Below are 18958 nucleotides of genomic sequence, written 5' to 3' on the forward strand. Positions count from 1 at the left end.
CGTTTGCGCGCTTGCCATCCCGGTTCGCCGCGCGGGCCGCTTCAACGGCGGCCTTTCTGATTGTGGTCGTGGCAGGCGTGTCGGGCGATGGAGCGAGTGTTTGTCGGCACCCGGCAACGGTCAGTCGTTTTTCATCCTGTGCTGCCATGCCGCATAGAGCGGTGTCGCTTCGGTGTCATCGAGCGGTACATGGCGGAAGCGCATGGCCTGCTCGCCCAACGGTCTCGCCAGTTCGGCATAGGTCGCCGCCGTCGATAGACCATATGGGTCGGCGTCGGCATTCGAGTGGGCGTAGGCGATCTCTGTGATGCCGGCCATGCGCATGGCGGCAAGGCACATCGGGCAGGGCTGGCCGCTGGCATAGATCGCGACGCCCTCAAGGCGCGGAGAGCCGAGGCGCTGTGCTGCCAGCCGAAGCGCGTTCATCTCGGCATGCGATGTCGGATCGCCGGTCTCAAGCATCTCATTGACGCCGCTGGCGATCACTTCGCCATTGTGAACGGCGACCGCGCCGAACGGACGGCCGCCGTTTGCGATGTTGGCGCGGGCAAGGGCGACAGCCTCGCGGAGAAAGCGCTTTTCCTGGTCCATGTCCCCTCCTGAAGTCAGCGGGCGCCGGCGGCGACGAGCAGCTTTTCGATGCTGCCGTAGCCGCGCTGGCGGGCATGGGTCAGCGGGCTGACGCCCTCGCCGTCGGCAAGATTGACGTTCGCGCCCGCGTCGATCAGCAAGCGCACGATCTCCGTGTGCTTTTCACCGCCGGTGCCGAGGACGACGGCTTCGATCAGCGCCGTCCAGCCGAGCCGGTTGACGTGGTCGACATCGACGCCGGCCGCAATCAGCGTCTTCACGGTCTCGACGTGGCCGCGTTCGGCCGCAGGGATCAGCGCGGTGCCGCCGTAGCGGTTGGTGCTTTTCAGGTCTGCGCCGTTCTCGAGTGTCAGTTTCAGGATTTCGAGATGGCCGCGCGCGCCGGCATAGAGATAGGGGCTGTCCTGGATGTTGTCCTTGGCGTTGACATCCGCGCCGGCTTCGATGAGCGCGCGCGCCGCGTCGACGCGGTTTTCGTGCGTTGCGACGAGCAAGGCGGTGGCGCCGCTTGCGTCGCGCGCGTCGAGCGTGGCTCCGCGCTTGATCAGTTCTCGCAGTCCGGCGGCATTGCCGGCTTGGGCAGCGGCAATCATTTCCTTTTCAAGCATGGCGGCTCCAGCAGCGGCGGGAAGGACGATCGAGGCAAAGAGGGCCGCCCCGAGCAGCCATCCGGTCGAAGGTGATTTCATGGTTGTCGTTCCAGTCGTATGGCCAGCAATATGGTCAGCCGGGCAAACGTCGCCCGGCTGCAGGTTTACTGCATATCCCCTGAAACCCGCATCAATTTGCGGTGAAGTTCATCCGTTACAGCGAAGCGCCGGAGCGCCGTACCTGTCGAACGGTGCAGCAGTTCAAAGCATCGAGCGGCTGAGGCCGCCGTCGACGGGAAGCGCCACGCCGGTGATATAGGCCGCCGGCTTCCCCGACAGAAACGCGGCGGCAGCCCCGAATTCCGCCGGCGTTCCATAGCGGCCGATCGGAATGTCGGCCTGGCTGCGCGCGGCAACCGTCGCGACATCGACCCCTTCGCTCTCGGCGTCCATCCGGTCGAAGCTCAAGGTGCGATCGGTCGCAAGCCGCCCCGGCAAGAGCATGTTGACGGTGACGCCATCGGCGGCGACCTCGCCGGCCAGTGTCTTCAGCCAGCCCGCAACTGCACTTCGAAGCGCGTTGGAGGCGGTCAGCCCCGGGATCGGTTCGCGGATGCTGGTCGAGGCGACGGCGATGATGCGGCCGAAGCCGCGCTCGCGCATGCCCGGCAGGACCCGACCGGTGATGCGCATGCCGGCGAGCACCATGCTTTCGAACTGCGCGCGCCAGAAGTCCGGCTCGATCGCGGATGCAAGCGACGGCGGAGGTCCGCCGCCGTTGAGGACGAGAATGTCGATGGCGCCGAAATCTGCGACGATCCGATCGAGCAGGCCGTCAAGGCTCTCTGGCCTGGAAAGATCGAGCGCAAAGCCGCGAGCGGTCGGGCTGATCTCTGCGGCGGCCCTTTCGGCGGATCCGGCGTCGCGGCCGGTCAGTGCCACGACAACGCCTTCGGCGGCGAGCGCTTCGGCAATGCCGCGTCCAAGCCCCTTGCTGCCGCCGAGCACGAGCGCCTTTTTGCCTGTGATGCCGAGGTCCATGGTTGTCTTCCTTCCCATGCGATTTGCGTTGCTGCTTTTGGAGCCCGGCAGCAACGCGGCGTCAATGGGGTAGGAGGCAGAGCGAGCAATTCGGATCTGAGAGGGCGACGACCAAACGTCAAAAAGCCCGGCCGAAACCGACCGGGCTTCGTGCCCCTCTTCCTTGGCCGCCATTAGCGGCAGACGCGGATGCGCTCGTAATAGACGTTGCCGTAATGATCGTAGCGCCTGACCTTCTTGATGAAGCAGTAGGGCCGGTACTCGTAATAGTCGCCGCCGTAGTAGCCGCCGACATAACCGATCTGGCCGCTCCAGCCGCTGCCATAGTGGCCGTTGCTGAAGCCGATCGTCACGCCGCCGGCGTGCGATGGTGCGGCAAAGGAAACGGCTGCAGTGATCGCGACGGCGGCTGCGATGATGATCTTGCGCATGATCGTCTCTCCTCCAGGGATCGGGATGAACTCCCTTCATCCATGAGAAGACGATGGCATGGGCACATAATATGCGCAGTTCCGAATGGAACATGGGTTGCTGGCGGCGGCAGAACGCAACCGCCTTCCGGCCTCCAACCGTCCGGGCCAGGTCAGGCGCGAATGCGCGCCATGGCGAGGACGTCGGCAAGAACTCCGTTTCGCAGCGCATAGGCTTTGTGCGTGCCTTCCGGTTCGAAGCCGGTCTTGCGATAGAGCGCGATCGCCGCCTCGTTGTCGGTAAAGACGGTGAGTTCGATGCGGCTGATCCCGAGCCAGTTGTCGGCGGCATCGATCAGGGATGTCAGCAGTGCCTTGCCGATGCCTTCGCCGCGATGGTTGTCGTCGACGCTGATGCCGAGCATGGCGGAGTGATGCCGGCGTCCCTTGTTGCGGTGCAGACCGGCCATGCCGACGATCCGGCCGTCGCGCTCGGCAACGATGGCCGTGTGGTCATCGGGCAGGCTTTCCAGCCACTTGCGCGTCTGCTCCGGCATCAAATAGGGCAGTCTCAGCGTGCCGGAACGGATACCCGGCTGGCTCATCAGTGCGGCGATCGCTTCCCAGTCGACGATACGCGCCGCTCGGATCGTGAGTGTCGGGGTGGGGTTGTCTTCGGTCATTGTTTCCTCTCTGGCTTAAAAGCTGCGAGGAAACAGGACCACACCCTGCTCGCCTCGGCAGGGTTGGTCGGGGGACAGTCCGCTTAACGCAAATGGTCTCCCGCACACCCCAGGGCGTGCGTGCAAAGCACCATTGCGATCATCGAACGATTGTCCATGCCCCAACGATAACAAGCGGCAGTGGAATTGCAAGCCGGCGGGCGGACCGGATTGCAGGTGGCGCTCAGGTCACCTGCCAGGCGATGTAGACGAGCGTGGCGGCGATCAGCCACAGGGCAATCCGGCCGGAGCGCGTGTGGCGCGCCTCGGCCTTTCCGATGGCATGCGCCGTCTCGGCGTCGAAACGCAGGCCATTTTCACTCATGGCCATGATCTCGCTCGAGAATCTCTCGGTGCGGGCGGCGATTTCGGGTGCTGCTTCGGCCAGCCGAAGGGCTGCATGCAGACCGTCGCGCAGGTCGGTGACGATGCGCTTCGGCCCGAGATTGTCGCGGATCCACTTGCCGACGACCGGCTCGGACGCCTTCCACATGTTGAAGCGCGGATTGAGCGTGCGCGCCACGCCTTCGACGACGACCATGGTCTTCTGCAGCATGACGAGTTCTGGCCGCGTCTGCATGTCGAAGAGTTCGGTTACCTCGAACAAGAGCGTCAGCAGCTTTGCCATCGAGATGGTTTCGGCCGGCTGGCCGTGGATCGGTTCGCCGATGGCGCGGATCGCCTGGGCGAAGCTTGCGGCATCGTGATGCGAGGGCACGTAGCCTGCCTCGAAATGCACGTCGGCGACGCGCTGGTAGTCTCGGGTGATGAAGCCGAACAGGATTTCGGCAAGGAAGCGGCGCTCCTTCTTGCCGAGCCTTCCGACGATGCCCATGTCGACGGCAACGATATGGCCGGCATCGTCGACGAACAGATTGCCCTGGTGCATGTCGGCGTGGAAGAAGCCGTCGCGCAGCGTGTGGCGCAGGAACGACTGGATGAGCGTATCGGCGAGCGCGTCGAGGTCGTGGCCCGATGCCTTCAGCCCGTCGACATCCGACATCTTGATGCCGTCGATCCACTCCATGGTGACGACGTCGCGGCCCGTGCGCTCCCAGTCGACCTTCGGCACGCGAAAGCCGGAATCGTCCTTGGTGTTCTCGCCGAGCTCGGAAAGGGCTGCCGCTTCGAGCCGGAGATCCATCTCGATCTTGGTCGTCTGCTCGATCGTCTTGGTGACCTCGACCGGCTTCAGTCGTCGCGTGTAGGGCAGGAACCGTTCCTGCATGTGGCTGACCAGATACATCGCCTCGATGTCGGAGGCGAAGCGCTGCCGGATGCCGGGACGGATGACCTTGACGGCAACCTTATGCGGTTGGCCGTCGCGCATGACGATCGCCGGGTGCACCTGGGCGATCGACGCGGCTGCCATCGGCTCGGAAAACTCGGCGTAGAGGTCTTCGACCTTGCGGCCGAGCGAGCCTTCGATCGCAGCCTTCGCCTCGCTTTGCGGGAAGGTCGCCATCCGATCCTGCAGCAGCGACAGGTCGGCTGCAAATTCCGCGCCGACGACATCCGGACGGGTCGCCAGGAACTGGCCGATCTTCACATAGGACGGGCCGAGGCGGGCAACGGCGCGCGACAGCCGGTCGCTGCGCTCCTCGCCGGGCACCTTGCGGCGGGCAAGAAGTCCGGCCACTTTCTGGCCGAAACGGGCAAAGGGCGGCAAGTGTTCTGAAGGCACCGCCGAGACGACGCCTTCGCGCACGAGGACCCAGCCGATCCGCGCGAGGCGGACATATGCTCCTGCAGTGCTCATAAGATCAGATTTTCCAGCCGGAATGCAGCGCTGCGATGCCGCCGGTGTAATTGGTGAAGGAGACACGGGAGAAGCCCGCCTCCTTGATCATGGCCGCAAAATCACGCTGGTTCGGGAACTTGCGGATCGATTCCACCAGATACTGATAGGGCGCTTCGTCACCGGTGATCAGCTTGCCGAACTTCGGGATCGCGTTGAACGACCAGGCATCGTAGAACCGGTCCAGAAGCGGCATCTCCACTTCGGAGAATTCGAGCACCAGCAGCCGGCCGCCGCGCTTCAGCACGCGATAGGCTTCCTTGAGTGCGACATCGATGCGCGGCACGTTGCGGATGCCGAAGGCGATCGTGTAGGCGTCGAAGGAATTGGCCGCAAACGGCAGTTCCTCGGCATTGGCTTCGACGAAATCGAGATTGGCCGAAAGCTTCTTCTTCTCCGCCCGCTCGGCGCCGACGGCGAGCATCGAGCCGTTGATGTCGAGGACCGTCGAATGGGCCTTGCGGTCGGAGGCTTCGATGATGCGGAAGGCAATGTCGCCGGTGCCGCCGGCAACATCGAGGGTTCTGTAGCCCTCGCGGCGCGGCGGGTTGAGCGCGGCGATCATCGCATCTTTCCAGGCGCGGTGCAGCCCGGCCGACATCACGTCGTTCATGATGTCGTAGCGCTTGGCCACCTTGTGGAAGACGTCATTGACGAGCGGCTGCTTTTCGCCCGTGCCGACGTTGCGGAAACCGAAGGAGGTTTCCATGCCGCCATTGGCCGATACCCGCTGATCCGTCATACGAAAACTCCACCTGAACCAATTTTGCCGGCACCATAGCGAAATCGCCCGACCCGCGCTATCTCGGGGGCGGGGCCATGGCTGCGGCATAGCGCACCCCTATAGGATAAGTGGCTCGCCAAGGAAATGCCAACCGGCGGCCTTATGGTGGTTAAGAAAAGAGGAGACGACGGATGCCGGAACTGCCGGAGGTCGAAACGGTGAAACGAGGCCTGGCGCCGACCATGGAAGGCGCGCTCCTCGTTAACGCGGAACTACGCCGGCCGGATCTGCGGTTTCCCTTTCCCGTCGATTTTTCCTCGATTGTCGGCGGCCAGCGCATCGTCTCGCTGTCGCGCCGGGCAAAGTACCTAATGATCGATCTGGAGGCGGGCGACGTCATCATCGCCCATCTCGGGATGTCAGGCTCGTTCCGCATCGAGCAGGGTGTGCAGCCGGAAACACCCGGTGAATTTCACCACCCGCGCGGCAAGGACGAGAAACACGATCACGTGATCTTTCATCTGGACGGTGCCGCCGGCCCGGCCCGCGTCATCTATAATGACCCGCGCCGCTTCGGCTTCATGGATCTCGCCCGCCGGGAGACGGTCTCGGCCCATGCATTCCTTCGCGGGCTCGGCGAGGAGCCGACCGGCAACGCGCTCGATGCCGCCTATCTCGCCGGGCGCTTCGTCGGCAAGGCGCAGCCGCTGAAGGCGGCCCTGCTCGACCAGAAGAACATTGCCGGCCTCGGCAACATCTATGTCTGCGAGGCGCTCTGGCGTTCAGGGTTGTCGCCGCTGAAGCCGGCCGGTGCGCTCGTCGACAGACATGGCAAGGCAGGCTCGGCGCTGCAGGACCTGACCGTTGCCATCCGCGAGGTCATCGCCGATGCGATCGCGGCGGGCGGTTCCTCGCTGAAGGATCATATCCAGACGGACGGATCGCTCGGCTATTTCCAGCATTCCTTTTCGGTCTACGACCGGGAAGGGCAGGCTTGCCGCACGCCCGGTTGCGGCGGTACGGTCGCCCGCATCGTGCAGGCGGGACGGTCCACGTTCCATTGCCCGCGCTGCCAGAAGTGAACATGAGGGGTCCGGTCGGACCCTGCTGCTGACACGAATTCGGAGGAGACGAGAATGAGTTACGAGACGCTGCTGGTCGAGACGCGCGGACGCGTGGGCCTTATCACCCTCAATCGCCCGCAGGCGCTGAATGCACTGAACTCGACCGTGATGCGCGAGCTCGCCACGGTGCTGAAGGCATTCGATGCCGACAAGGGTATCGGCGCCGTCGTCATCACCGGTTCGGAAAAGGCCTTTGCCGCCGGTGCCGATATCAAGGAAATGCAGACGCTCGACTTCGTCGACAGCTATCTTGGTGATTTCATCGGTGGCTGGGATCAGGTGGCGGCCGCCCGCAAGCCGGTCATCGCTGCCGTTTCCGGCTATGCGCTCGGCGGCGGATGCGAACTGGCCATGATGTGCGATTTCATCATTGCCTCGGAGACTGCAAAATTCGGTCAGCCGGAAATCACGCTGGGCGTCATCCCCGGCATGGGCGGTTCGCAGCGCCTCACCCGTGCCGTCGGCAAGGCCAAGGCGATGGACCTGGTGCTGACTGGACGGATGATGGACGCGACCGAGGCGGAACGCGCAGGACTCGTTTCGCGTGTGGTGGCGCCGGAGAAATTGATGGAGGAGGCGCTCGCCGCTGCCGAGAAGGTTGCGTCGTTTTCGCTGCCGGCGGTGATGATGGCCAAGGAGGCCGTCAATCGCTCGCTGGAGGTCACGCTCGCCGAAGGCCTGCGGTTTGAACGCCGGCTTTTCCATTCGTTGTTTGCGACGGAAGACCAGAAGGAAGGCATGGCCGCCTTCGCCGCCAAGCGCAAGGCAGAGTTCAAACACAGGTAGATCAAGGGGTGACGCGCAGTTTTCTCCAAATTGCGCGTTGACGGGGCGGCTGTTTCTCGTTATATGCCGCCCTCAGTTTGGAACGCCAAATCTGGGCTTTCCGATAATGCTCCCGAATTGCTTTGATGACAGGTCGCAGTGACCCGGCACGGCGAGGGCGGAGTTCATGTCAGTTTTCGAAGAGAGGCATCAATGGCCAATACAACTTCGGCGAAAAAGGCGACCCGCAAGATCGCACGCCGCACTGCAGTGAACAAAGCCCGTCGTTCGCGCGTCCGCAACTTCGTCCGCAAGGTCGAAGAAGCGATCGCAACCGGCGATCAGGCCGTCGCGGCCGCCGCTCTGAAGGCCGCTCAGCCCGAGCTGATGCGCGCTGCCACCAAGGGTGTGCTGCATTCCAACACCGCTTCGCGCAAGGTTTCGCGCCTTGCACAGCGCGTGAAGGCGCTTTCGGCCTAATCCGGCTAATAAAAATCTGTTAATTGAGAGCCCGGCCCTTGCGCCGGGCTTTTCCGATTCATACTTCTGTCATCGCGATGGTTAACCTGCGTAGCGTTTCTCGTGTCAATGCGATGACAGAATTTCTATAGTTATTTCAGGGGCTTACGAGAGGTCCTTGGCAAAAGGGTGTCTCTGGCTGGGGGTCTTCTGGGCCCAAGATGAGTCAAGAGAATTTTTATTTTTTTTCTTTTTCGCCAGCTAATCAAAGAGCTGAAAATCAAAACCCTTGATTCAACAGCGATTCTTCCCGGACTCGGTTTGCGGCAAGCAAATGGCGGGATGAGAGTCAACGGGCAGCGCTTAAGGTTGCGTAAAAATCGCGATTGATCTTGCCCATCGATCCTGCCTAAATGCCCTCCACAGGGGACACGGACCATATCTGTAAAGGGAAGTGCGGAGGCCATTTCAACGAAATGGTTTCAGGCTTTCTGTTCCCTGTATCAGGGCGGCTCCACGTCGTTCAATCAGACATGTCGAGAACGAAAAACCGGATGGACCAGCCATTCCGGACGAGGACCTTTCGACTTCTGGTTGCCGGTGGCGCCGCGCCTCAAAGTCAGGTGCAAGCGGTGCCTGACGCGAGGCAGAATCCAGCGCTCGGCTGTCCGCTTCGTACGAGGGTGCGAGACAGTTGTTGACGAGGAGGAGGATCCGGCACGGTCCAGGGCGGACCGGGGGATTTGTTGACATCGAGGCGCGAGGGGACATCAGCCGGCCGATAAGGTCTGGCAGGTGCGCGTAGCGCGCAGCCGTTCGGGAGATGAGGAGCCCGGTTGGACTGCGACTGTGACGTTCGGTTAAGCGGCATGACCTCGATAGAGGAAGCCGTGGCAGCCGGACATAAGAGATGGGGCCGGCAGAGATGACGGCGTCTGAACATAATCGGAAGGCGGCAAAATGCAGATGAATTTGGCGACGGCGGCGGGCGCGTTTCAAAAGGACGGCGACGCGTTTCAGGCCGGAAGCAATCTATCTCAGGCGGCGGGGGATAAGCACGACATGAGGCATGACGCACTGTTCGAGCGGGTGAGTGCGCGTTTGAAAGCCCAGGTCGGCCCCGATGTCTTCGCCAGCTGGTTTGGGCGTCTGAAGCTCCATTCGACTTCCAAGAGCGTCGTGCGCCTCTCGGTTCCCACGACATTCCTGAAGTCCTGGATCAACAACCGTTATCTCGATCTCATCACCCAGATCTTCCAGCAGGAAGACGCCGAGATCCTGAAGGTTGAGATCCTGGTGCGGACCGCGACCCGCGGCGCCCGCCCGGTTTCACAAGAAGAGGCGCTGCCGCAGGCAACCGAAACGACCCCGGCAACGCCGGCACGCCGTCCGACTTCAGCCCAGTCCGTGGCTTCGGTCGCGGCAACGACGGTTGCCAGCGTACAACGGCCGACCCAGGCGCCGCTTTTCGGCTCGCCGCTCGATCAGCGCTACACCTTTGACAGCTTCGTGGAAGGCTCTTCCAACCGCGTTGCGCTTGCAGCCGCCCGCACGATCGCGGAAGCCGGCGCTGGTGCCGTGCGCTTCAACCCGCTGTTCATTCATTCGAGCGTCGGTCTCGGCAAGACCCACCTTCTGCAGGCGATCGCCATCCAGGCACTGCAGAGCGCCCGCGCTCCACGCGTCGTCTATCTGACTGCCGAATACTTCATGTGGCGCTTTGCCACCGCGATCCGCGACAACGACGCGCTGTCGCTGAAGGAATCGCTGCGCAACATCGACCTTCTCGTTATCGACGACATGCAGTTCCTGCAGGGCAAGTCGATCCAGCACGAATTCTGCCACCTGCTCAACATGCTGCTCGATTCCGCCAAGCAGGTCGTCGTTGCCGCCGACCGTGCCCCTTGGGAACTGGAATCGCTCGATAGCCGCGTTCGCTCGCGCCTGCAGGGCGGCGTCGCCATCGAGATGGACGGCCCCGACTACGACATGCGCCTCGAAATGCTGAAGCGCCGTCTCGACTGCGCCCGCCAGGACGATACCTCGCTGGATATTCCCGGCGATATCCTGAGCCATGTTGCCCGCAACGTTACGGCCAGCGGCCGCGAGCTGGAAGGCGCTTTCAACCAGTTGCTTTTCCGCCGCTCGTTCGAGCCGCAGCTGTCGATCGAACGGGTCGATGAACTGCTCGGCCATCTCGTCAACGCCGGCGAGCCGCGCCGCGTCCGCATCGAGGACATCCAGCGCGTTGTTGCCAAGCATTACAATGTTTCTCGCCAGGAGCTGGTTTCGAACCGCCGTACCCGCGTCATCGTCAAGCCGCGCCAGATCGCCATGTATCTGTCGAAGACGCTGACGCCGCGCTCCTTCCCGGAAATCGGTCGTCGTTTCGGCGGTCGCGATCACACCACCGTTCTGCATGCCGTGCGCAAGATCGAGGAGTTGATCTCCGGCGATACCAAACTCAGCCACGAGATCGAGCTTTTGAAGCGCCTGATCAACGAGTAGTCTGCAGCGCTTACGCTCGAAAGGCCCGGTTTGCCGGGCCTTTTTGCGTTAGCGCACGACCTTCGAGGTCGATCCTGCCTTTTCGTCGAATGTCTGTGTGCGAGCTTGCGCGACGATCCAGGCGCGGAAGGCGGCGACTGGTGGACGGTCGAGTGCGGCTGGCGGATAAACGAGGTGATAGGCAAGGCCTGTCATGACGCCATCGGGGAAGGGCGCGACGAGCACGCCGTCGGCAATTTCGCGGGCAACCAGCGACAGGCGCACCAGTGCAACGCCGTCGCCTGCCTTGGCCGCATCGATGGCGCCGTTGCTGTTGAGGAAGATCGGCCCGCGTGCAGCGTCGACACCCTCGGCCCCGGCTGCATCCAGCCAGAGGCGCCAGTCCTGACGGTGCACGTCATGCAGCAGCACGTGATCGCGAAGGTCGGCCGGTGTGTCGAGGGCGCGCTTCTGTCTGAGCGCCGGGTGGATCACCGGTACCGGATCGTCGTCGATCAGGCGTTCGCTAACGAGCCCGTCGTAACGACCGAGCCCGTGCCTGACGGCGATGTCGACGCCGTCGCTACGAAAATCCGTCAGCCGGTTCGAGGTGCTGATGCGGATGTCGATGCCGGGCATGACCTGCTCGAAAACGCCGATGCGCGGCACGAGCCATTGGGCGGCGAAGGTCGGCGTGCAACTCACCGTCAGCACCGGCGCACGTTTGCGCGCCATCAATTCCTCGGTTGCCTCCCGCATCAGGCGGAAAGCCCGCCGCAGTGTCGCGAAATAGCTGCTGCCATCCTCCGTCAAGAATAGCTGCCTCGGTCGCCGCTCGAAGAGCGTCACGCCAAGCGTCTGCTCAAGTTCCCTGACCTGCAAGCTGACGGCGCCAGGTGTGACGTTGAGTTCGCGTGCGGCGTTGGTCACGCTTAAATGCCGCGCGGTTGCCTCGAACGCGCGAAGTGAGGAAAGGGAGGGGAGCTGTGTCGACATGGTTTAGTCAAACTCAATCATGGGTCGAGAAATGATCGTTTGTGGGGCAACTAATATCCTGAGAATATTGGATTGTTGTCAAGGGACCACTTCTTGACGATTGAGTTTGGCAAAATTTGAGGTTTCGACGATGGTGCAGCCGATTCAGGCCAAGGTCATGGGCGCCCGCGAGTGGGGCATGTTGATCACTCTGTCGCTTCTATGGGGCGGCTCGTTCTTCTTCGTCGGTGTCGCGGTCACGGCGCTGCCGCCTTTTACCATCGTTGCGCTGCGGGTCCTGCTTGCGGCGGCCGCACTTCTGCTCTTCCTGCGCTTCACCGGGCGCTCCATGCCGCGCGACCCGCGCATCTGGCTCGCCTTCTTCGGCATGGGCCTGCTCAACAATCTGATCCCGTTTTCGCTGATCGTCTGGGGGCAGACTCATATCGCCAGCGGCCTCGCCTCGATCCTTAACGCGACGACGCCGCTTTTCGGCGTCATCGTCGCCCATCTTTTGACCGACGACGAAAAGCTGACCGCCAACAAGTTGACCGGCGTGCTAGTTGGTTTTCTCGGCGTTGCGGTGATGATCGGCCCGGCAGCGCTTGGCGGTCTCGGCACGAACGTGCTGGCGCAGGTCGCTGTACTGGGGGCAGCCCTTTCCTATGCTTTCGCCGGCGTTTTTGCCCGTCGTTTCAAGCGCATAGGTGTCGCGCCGATCGTCACGGCCACTGGGCAGGTCAGCGCGTCGAGCATGATGCTGATCCCAATCGCGCTTCTGATCGATCGTCCCTGGGCCTTGACCGCGCCGGGCCTTGAGGTGTGGGGTGCGATCGTCGGCATCGCCCTCATCTCGACGGCGCTTGCCTATGTCTTGTTCTTCCGCATCCTCGAAACGGCTGGTGTCACCAACCTGATGCTGGTGACGTTCCTGATTCCGGTCAGCGCCATTCTGCTCGGTGCCCTGTTTCTCGGCGAGAGCCTCGAGCCCAAGCACTTCTTCGGCATGGCGCTGATCGCCGCCGGCCTTGCCGCCATTGATGGCCGTCTGCTTCAGCGGTTCCGTCGCAAGACACCCGTCGATCCTGACCTCGAATGCGGTGAAAATATCTGAAATCGGCTGCTTTTGCTGAAGATCGCGGCGGTGCCCAGGCACGCGCCGCGATCTTCGTGTCTGAACCCGCGGTTGCGGGTATTTTTTTTGTCTATGCTGTCGACTATCTCTTCTTCAGATCGTCCTTGTAACAGGAGCAGGAGAGTTCCAATGCTTTACGCCGTATTTTGCTACAACCAGGAAGACGTGACCGCCAACTGGTCGAAGGAAGAGGACGACAAGGTCATGCGCGACCTTGCCGCCGTCCAGCGCAAATATGGCGATGCCGGCAAGCTCGGGCCGGTGGCGCGGCTGCTGCCGACCACGGCTGCGACGACGCTGCGCCACAGCGCGAGCGAGACCGTCGTCATCGACGGCCCGTTTGCCGAAACGAAGGAGCAGCTGCTCGGCTTCTATGTGGTCGATTGCGCATCGCTCGACGAAGCGCTCGACTTCGCCCGGCAGCTGAGTGCTGCCAATCCTGCAACCGGCTCCTATGAAATTCGTCCCCTTGCCATCTACAAGCCAAGTGAGCTTCCCGCATGACAGACACGACCTGGATCGACCTCGCACTTGTTTCCGCTCGGCCGCAGGCAATGGGCGCGCTTCTGCGCTATTTCCGCAATCTGGATACGGCCGAGGAAGCATTTCAGGAGGCCTGTATCCGGGCGTTGAAGGCGTGGCCGAAGAGCGGCCCGCCGCGTGATCCGGCCGCCTGGCTGATCTTCGTCGGACGCAACAGCGGCATCGACAAGGTCCGTCGCCAGTCGCGGGAAACCGCTCTGCCGCCGGAGGAATTGCTGTCGGATCTAGAGGATCAGGAGAGCGATCTCGCCGACAGATTGGACGGCTCCCACTATCGCGACGACATCCTCAAGCTCTTGTTTGTCTGCAGCAATCCGGTTCTACCGGCAACGCAGCAGATCGCGCTCGCGCTGCGGATCGTCTCCGGCCTTTCGGTCAAGCAGATTGCCCGTGCCTTCCTCGTCGGTGAGGCGGCGATGGAGCAACGCATTACCCGGGCGAAAGCCCGTGTCGCCGCCGCCGGTATCGAATTCGAAACACCCGACGCGGCCGATCGGTCGGAGCGGCTGGCGGCCGTCGCAACCATGATCTACCTGGTCTTCAACGAAGGCTATTCGGCGATGAACGGGCCGGACAGCGTCTCGGCCGATCTGTGCGAGGAAGCGATCAGGCTCGCGCGGCTGCTGTTGCGGCTGTTTCCCTCAGAACCCGAAATGATGGGGCTGACGGCGCTGCTCCTGCTGCAGCATTCGCGTTCACGGGCGCGTTTCGATGCCGATGGCGGCATCATCCTGCTCGACGATCAGGATCGCAGCCTCTGGAAGAAACCTCTGATCACCGAGGCGCTGGCGATGATCGACAAGGCTGTGCGCCATCGCCAACCCGGTCCCTACCAGATCCAGGCGGCAATCGCCGCGCTGCATGCGCGCGCGACACGCCCAGAGGAAACGGACTGGGAGGAGATCGACTTGCTCTACCAGGCGCTGGAGCGGCTGCAACCGTCACCGGTGATAACGCTCAACCGCGCCGTCGCCGTCTCGAAGCGGGACGGGCCGGAGGTAGCGCTTGCGCTGATAGAACCGCTTGCCGAAAAACTCGCCGGCTACTTTTACTTCCATGGGTTGAAGGGGGCGCTGTTGAAGCAGGCCGGCCGGGTTCGCGAGGCGCGCGTCGCCTTCGACCGTGCGATCGCGCTTGCGACCAACGCCGCAGAAGCCTCCCACATTCGCATGCAGCTCGATCATCTGTGCAAGGATGAGTGCGGAAACAACGTCGAAGAAGAAAAAAGATAAAAATCTCTCGGCGGCTGTCGGGACCGTGACTGCAACTTCGTCCTTGGACTGAACCCGCTGACGGAGACGCAAACAATGACCGCTTTCACCGACATCAAAGCCGCCGACGACCGCGAACTGGTGATCACCCGCCTGATCGATGCGCCCCGCGAACTCGTCTACCGCTGCTGGACGGACGCCGAACTATTGAAGAAGTGGTTCGCCCCGTCGCCCTGGACGACGCCAGAGGCAAGGCTCGACGTTCGTGCCGGCGGTGCCAACCGCATCGTCATGCGTTCGCCCGAGGGAGAGGACTATCCCAACCTCGGCGTCTATCTCGAAGTGGTGCCGAACGAGAAACTGGTGTTCACAGACGCTTTCACCGACGCCTGGGCACCCTCTGACAAACCGTTCATGGTCGTGACCGTGACCTTCGAGGATGTCGGGACTAAGACCCGCTACACGGCACGCGTCCGCCACTGGTCCGTCGAGGATCGCGATGCCCACGAAAAGATGGGCTTTCATGAGGGTTGGGGCCAATGTGCCGCCCAGCTCGAAGGTACAGCCAGGCAACTTTGAAACCCGCCGCGTGAAGCCGTTGCTCTCACGCCGACCAGCATAGGGAAAGGAGACCCATCATGTCCGTGATCGACAACAAAAGTGCTGCCGTCGCCGAAATCCGTGCGGTGATCGATGATTGGGCGGATGCCCTGCGGATAAAGGACGCACAGCGCGTCATCGGCCACGGCGCGCCCGATTGCGTGCTCTTCTCCCTGGCGCCACCGCTGAGGACCTCCGATGCCGGCGCGGGCGAGCTCGAACGGTGGTTTTCCACTTGGCGCGGACCACTTGGCTATCGTTTTGTAGATCTCGATATCTCGGTCGGCGGCGACGTCGCTTTCGTCACGATGCTCACCGAGCTTTCCGGCGAGAAGATCGATGCTGGAAAAATATCGGTCTGGTTCCGCCAGACGCTTGGCTTGAAGCGTGGCGAGACCGGCTGGAAGATCGCGCACCAGCACGAGTCCGTGCCGTTCTACATGGATGGCAGCCTCAAGGCGGCGGTCGATCTCAACCCAGCGTCCACGGTCGACGGGCAAGCGCCGGCGCCACCGCCGATGCCCGGACCGATCGCCTATCTCTGTGTCGAGGATGCGAACGCGACCGCCGATTTTTATACCCGCGCCTTTGCCGCAACCGATGGCGGACGCATGCTCGCCGAAGACGGCAAGCGGCTGGTGCATTGCCATCTGACGATCAATGGCGGCGCCCTGATGCTCAACGATCCCTTCCCGGAACACGGCATGCCCTATGCCGCGCCGCAGGGTGTCGTCCTGCATCTGGTGGTCGAGGACGCGCAATTCTGGTGGGACCGCGCGGTTGCTGCCGGCGCCGAGGTGACGATGCCGCTCGGCGTCGCCTTCTGGGGCGATCTCTACGGCCAGCTGCGTGACCCCTTCGGCATCCGCTGGGGTATCGTCGGGCCGGTGAAGAAGACAGTCTGAAAACGTTTTGTGATAACGGGAAACGAGGAGACCTCCCCGAATGAACACTGCGCTTGTCATGCCGGCTCCGGCCGGAAAAATGGTGATCCTCGGCCGCGTGCTGAGCGGTATGGTTGTTGCGTTCCTCGCCTTCGACGGCGCGATCAAGCTCGTGCCGCTGGACGTAGTGACCGAGACACTTGCAGTGCTCGGCTATCCCGCCGAGGTCGGCCTTGCGCGTACGCTCGGCGTGCTCACGCTTCTGTGCGCCGTGCTCTACGTGATCCCGAAAACGTCGGTTCTTGGTGCCATTTTGCTCACTGGCTATCTCGGTGGCGCCATGGCGACCCATCTGCGCGCCGATAGCCCTCTCTTCACCCATCTGCTGTTCGGCTTCTATCTCGGCGTCATTGCCTGGGCCGGCCTGTGGCTGCGGGATTCTCGCGTGCGCGCGTTGATCCCGTTCAAGGACGAAACACAGGCTTAAGGGGATAGACGATGAGCAAAACCGTCAACGACTACATCGCAGGCCTCTCGGGTACGCCGGCTGATGTGGCCAAGGCGTTGCACGGCGCCATTCTCGCCGCCGGCGGCACGAAGGACAGCGTGAAGTGGGGGCATCCGATCTATGAAGCCGGCGGCCCGGTCTGCCTGATCAAGGCGGCCAAGGACCACGTGACGCTCGGCTTCTGGCGCGGCGCCGACCTGCTCGACCTCGACCCGCGTCTGGCTAAGGGCGGCGGCAAGGGCGACATGGCCTTTATCAAGATGAAGGTGATCGGAGAGGTGGACCAGGCCCAGGTGGCGCGGCTCGTGGCCAAGGGCATCGCCCTCAATGCCGAAAAGGGTGATCCGTTCAAATCGTGAGCGACGAAACAAACTTGCGAAAGGCGCTGCAAAACAGAGCGCCTTTCTCTTGTGTGATGCAATACATCTTCGCGGGAACACCAATTTCACAAGGCTCGCGAGGCACGATGATCCTCTACTATCAGACCCATTCCCCTTTCGCCCGCAAGGCGCTCGTCTTCGCCCACGAGATCGGCATCGCCGAGCAGTTACAGGTAATCCACCACGAGACCAGCCCGACGCTGCGCAACGAAAAAGTGCATGCCGAAAATCCACTCGGCAAGGTGCCGGTGCTGCTGCGTCCCGATGATGAGGCGATTTTTGATTCCGACGTCATCTGCGCCTATTTCGACACGCTACATGACGGCCGCAGGCTGATCCCCGAAAATGGCGAGGCACGCTGGCGGGCTTTGAGATTGCAGGCCGTGGCGCAAGGGCTTGCTCAGGCGGGCATCGGGCTGCGCTGGGAAACAGACCGGCGCCCGGAAGCCCTGCGATATCCGGCCCTGGCAGACGGCTACGCCGAGAAATGCGAACAGACCTATGACTGGCTGGAGCAGACGCTCGATGTCGATGCGCCGCTCGATATCGGCCATATCGCGCTGGCGACGACCTTGTCCTGGATGGCTTTTCGCCACCTGCCGTCGTTCCGTAACCGCAAGAAACTAAGCGACTGGTTCGATGCCTTCGAAGAAAGAGCATCGATGCAGGCAACGCCGCTTTCCGGCGAGACCCACGATTGAATCCTGGCCCGGCCGGGTGATGCAGGCCGGGCGTCCGCCCGCCTGCAACGGTCAACAGGCGAGGTCGGCGACGACGGCGTCGAGGATCAGCATGCCGGAAGGTGTGCAGCGCAGGCGCGAGTTGCCCAGCCGCTCGATAAAGCCATGATCGATAAGGAACTGTTCGCGGTCCGGATCGGGATCGCGGCCCGAAAGTGACTGCCAGCGGGCGAGATCGACGCCTTCCTTCAGGCGCAGGCCCATCAGCAGCAGTTCGTCCGACTGGGCCTCGAGATCGAGCACTTCGCGCTCGACCATGCCGTGGCCATAGGTCTCGACCAGTCGCAGCCATTCTTCCGGCTTGCGCTCCGTTGCCGTTGCCACCTTGGCGCCGCCGACGCTGAGGCGGCCATGGGCGCCAGGTCCGATGCCGGCATAGTCGCCATAGCGCCAGTAGGTGAGATTATGGCGGCTTTCGGCGCCCGGGCGGGCGTGGTTGGAAACTTCGTAGGCGGGCATGCCGATCGACGCGGTGATGTCCTGGGTCGCCTCGTAGAGGACTGCCGACTGTTCGCCGTCCGGAACGATCAGCTTGCCGGCCTTGTGCAGGCCGAAGAAGGGTGTGCCTTCCTCGATCGTCAACTGGTAGAGCGACAGGTGGTCGACAGCATAGGAGACGGCTTCCTTGAGCTCGCGCTCCCATTCCTCGACGGTCTGGTTGGGACGGGCATAGATCAGGTCGAAGGACATGCGCGGGAAGATCTCGCGCGCCAGCCGGATCGCCTTCAGCGCGTCCTCGACATTGTGCAGCCGTCCGAGAACCTTGAGATCCCGATCGTTCAGCGCCTGCACCCCGAGCGAGACACGGTTGACGCCGGCGGCGCGGTAACCGTGGAAGCGCGTCGCCTCGACGCTCGAAGGGTTGGCCTCCATGGTGATCTCGATACCGTCAGGCACATGCCATTCGCGGGCGATGCCCGAAAGGATTGCGTCGACGGTTGTCGGATCCATCAGCGACGGCGTGCCGCCGCCCATGAAGATGCTGGTGACCGTGCGCGGACCGGAAAGCTCGCGCGCGTCTGCCATTTCCTTGAGGAAGGCGGCGACGAAGCGCGGCTGGTCGACCGGCTGGTAGCGCACATGGCTGTTGAAGTCGCAATAGGGGCATTTGGCCGCGCAGAACGGCCAGTGCACATAGATCCCGAAGCCGGGGTCCATGCCGTCACCGATCGCCGATAGCGTGGCCGTCTGCATTGTTGCGTCTCTCATGCGGTGGATCTCGATGACGTTGGCCCGATCGATCCAAAGTCATGAACGTGATCTGTTCTCGT

Annotated in this window: 21 protein-coding genes; 12 read left to right on the plus strand and 9 right to left on the minus strand. The window is 62.7% G+C overall.

Translation table 11 applies throughout. The features are described 5' to 3' along the window. Positions 1-120: 120 nt before the first annotated feature. From HT585_RS01440 to ubiE, 7 genes are all read right to left on the minus strand, one after another. On the minus strand, positions 121-591 hold the full coding sequence (locus HT585_RS01440) for a nucleoside deaminase (protein WP_176351302.1): 471 nt from the start codon (positions 589-591) through the stop codon (positions 121-123). 14 nt (positions 592-605) lie between these two features. Then, positions 606-1199 carry an ankyrin repeat domain-containing protein gene (locus HT585_RS01445; protein WP_176352149.1) on the minus strand — a complete coding sequence of 198 codons (594 nt, stop codon included), beginning with the start codon at positions 1197-1199 and terminating at the stop codon, positions 606-608. A 243-nt stretch (positions 1200-1442) separates the two neighbouring features. Then, positions 1443-2222 carry an SDR family oxidoreductase gene (locus HT585_RS01450; protein WP_176351303.1) on the minus strand — a complete coding sequence of 260 codons (780 nt, stop codon included), beginning with the start codon at positions 2220-2222 and terminating at the stop codon, positions 1443-1445. Positions 2223-2395: 173 nt separating this feature from the next. Continuing rightward, the gene (locus tag HT585_RS01455; RefSeq protein ID WP_176351304.1) at positions 2396-2653 is read right to left on the minus strand and encodes a hypothetical protein; all 258 of its coding nucleotides are present in this window, start codon (positions 2651-2653) and stop codon (positions 2396-2398) included. Between the two features lie 152 nt (positions 2654-2805). Then, the gene (locus HT585_RS01460) at positions 2806-3315 is read right to left on the minus strand and encodes a GNAT family N-acetyltransferase (protein WP_176351305.1); all 510 of its coding nucleotides are present in this window, start codon (positions 3313-3315) and stop codon (positions 2806-2808) included. Between the two features lie 223 nt (positions 3316-3538). Next, positions 3539-5113, minus strand: a complete 1575-nt coding sequence (ubiB, locus tag HT585_RS01465) for a 2-polyprenylphenol 6-hydroxylase (RefSeq protein WP_176351306.1) — start codon at positions 5111-5113, stop codon at positions 3539-3541. Positions 5114-5117: 4 nt separating this feature from the next. Beyond that, positions 5118-5894 carry a bifunctional demethylmenaquinone methyltransferase/2-methoxy-6-polyprenyl-1,4-benzoquinol methylase UbiE gene (gene ubiE, locus HT585_RS01470; protein WP_176351307.1) on the minus strand — a complete coding sequence of 259 codons (777 nt, stop codon included), beginning with the start codon at positions 5892-5894 and terminating at the stop codon, positions 5118-5120. A 173-nt stretch (positions 5895-6067) separates the two neighbouring features. Between ubiE and mutM the strand changes: the two genes are divergently transcribed. The 4 genes from mutM to dnaA all read left to right on the plus strand — a co-directional run bounded on the left by mutM (position 6068) and on the right by dnaA (position 10732). After that, positions 6068-6958 carry a bifunctional DNA-formamidopyrimidine glycosylase/DNA-(apurinic or apyrimidinic site) lyase gene (mutM, locus tag HT585_RS01475; RefSeq protein WP_176351308.1) on the plus strand — a complete coding sequence of 297 codons (891 nt, stop codon included), beginning with the start codon at positions 6068-6070 and terminating at the stop codon, positions 6956-6958. A gap of 54 nt (positions 6959-7012) precedes the next feature. Further along, positions 7013-7786 carry an enoyl-CoA hydratase gene (locus HT585_RS01480; protein ID WP_176351309.1) on the plus strand — a complete coding sequence of 258 codons (774 nt, stop codon included), beginning with the start codon at positions 7013-7015 and terminating at the stop codon, positions 7784-7786. Between the two features lie 192 nt (positions 7787-7978). Further along, entirely contained in the window at positions 7979-8245 is a 267-nt protein-coding gene (rpsT, locus tag HT585_RS01485; protein WP_053248916.1) for a 30S ribosomal protein S20, read from the plus strand. Positions 8246-9286: 1041 nt separating this feature from the next. Then, positions 9287-10732 (plus strand): chromosomal replication initiator protein DnaA, encoded by a 1446-nt coding sequence (gene dnaA / locus HT585_RS01490; RefSeq protein ID WP_425513712.1) that lies wholly within the window; start codon positions 9287-9289, stop codon positions 10730-10732. Between the two features lie 48 nt (positions 10733-10780). Here dnaA and gcvA read toward each other — a convergent pair whose 3' ends face one another. Beyond that, entirely contained in the window at positions 10781-11707 is a 927-nt protein-coding gene (gene gcvA, locus HT585_RS01495) for a transcriptional regulator GcvA (RefSeq protein WP_176351311.1), read from the minus strand. 130 nt (positions 11708-11837) lie between these two features. On the opposite strand from gcvA, the gene HT585_RS01500 reads away from it, so the two are divergent. From HT585_RS01500 to HT585_RS01535, 8 genes are all read left to right on the plus strand, one after another. Continuing rightward, the gene (locus HT585_RS01500) at positions 11838-12800 is read left to right on the plus strand and encodes a DMT family transporter (protein ID WP_246707549.1); all 963 of its coding nucleotides are present in this window, start codon (positions 11838-11840) and stop codon (positions 12798-12800) included. A 150-nt stretch (positions 12801-12950) separates the two neighbouring features. Next, the gene (locus HT585_RS01505) at positions 12951-13325 is read left to right on the plus strand and encodes a YciI family protein (RefSeq protein ID WP_176351312.1); all 375 of its coding nucleotides are present in this window, start codon (positions 12951-12953) and stop codon (positions 13323-13325) included. After that, entirely contained in the window at positions 13322-14596 is a 1275-nt protein-coding gene (locus tag HT585_RS01510; protein ID WP_176351313.1) for an RNA polymerase sigma factor, read from the plus strand. The genes HT585_RS01505 and HT585_RS01510 overlap by 4 nt, the downstream gene beginning before the upstream one ends. A gap of 75 nt (positions 14597-14671) precedes the next feature. Further along, complete coding sequence (locus HT585_RS01515; protein WP_176351314.1) at positions 14672-15154, plus strand: SRPBCC family protein; 483 nt, start codon at positions 14672-14674, stop codon at positions 15152-15154. Positions 15155-15213: 59 nt separating this feature from the next. Next, positions 15214-16080, plus strand: a complete 867-nt coding sequence (locus HT585_RS01520) for a nuclear transport factor 2 family protein (protein ID WP_176351315.1) — start codon at positions 15214-15216, stop codon at positions 16078-16080. A gap of 40 nt (positions 16081-16120) precedes the next feature. After that, positions 16121-16546, plus strand: coding sequence for a DoxX family protein (locus HT585_RS01525; RefSeq protein WP_176351316.1), 426 nt, complete (start codon positions 16121-16123; stop codon positions 16544-16546). Positions 16547-16557: 11 nt separating this feature from the next. Next, entirely contained in the window at positions 16558-16926 is a 369-nt protein-coding gene (locus HT585_RS01530; RefSeq protein WP_176351317.1) for a DUF1801 domain-containing protein, read from the plus strand. Positions 16927-17033: 107 nt separating this feature from the next. Then, complete coding sequence (locus HT585_RS01535; RefSeq protein ID WP_176351318.1) at positions 17034-17648, plus strand: glutathione S-transferase family protein; 615 nt, start codon at positions 17034-17036, stop codon at positions 17646-17648. Between the two features lie 51 nt (positions 17649-17699). On the opposite strand, the gene hemW is transcribed toward HT585_RS01535, so the two are convergent. Beyond that, the gene (hemW, locus tag HT585_RS01540; protein WP_176352151.1) at positions 17700-18881 is read right to left on the minus strand and encodes a radical SAM family heme chaperone HemW; all 1182 of its coding nucleotides are present in this window, start codon (positions 18879-18881) and stop codon (positions 17700-17702) included. Between the last annotated feature and the right edge of the window lie 77 nt (positions 18882-18958).

The organism is Ensifer oleiphilus, assembly GCF_013371465.1.
Taxonomy (GTDB): domain Bacteria; phylum Pseudomonadota; class Alphaproteobacteria; order Rhizobiales; family Rhizobiaceae; genus Ensifer; species Ensifer oleiphilus.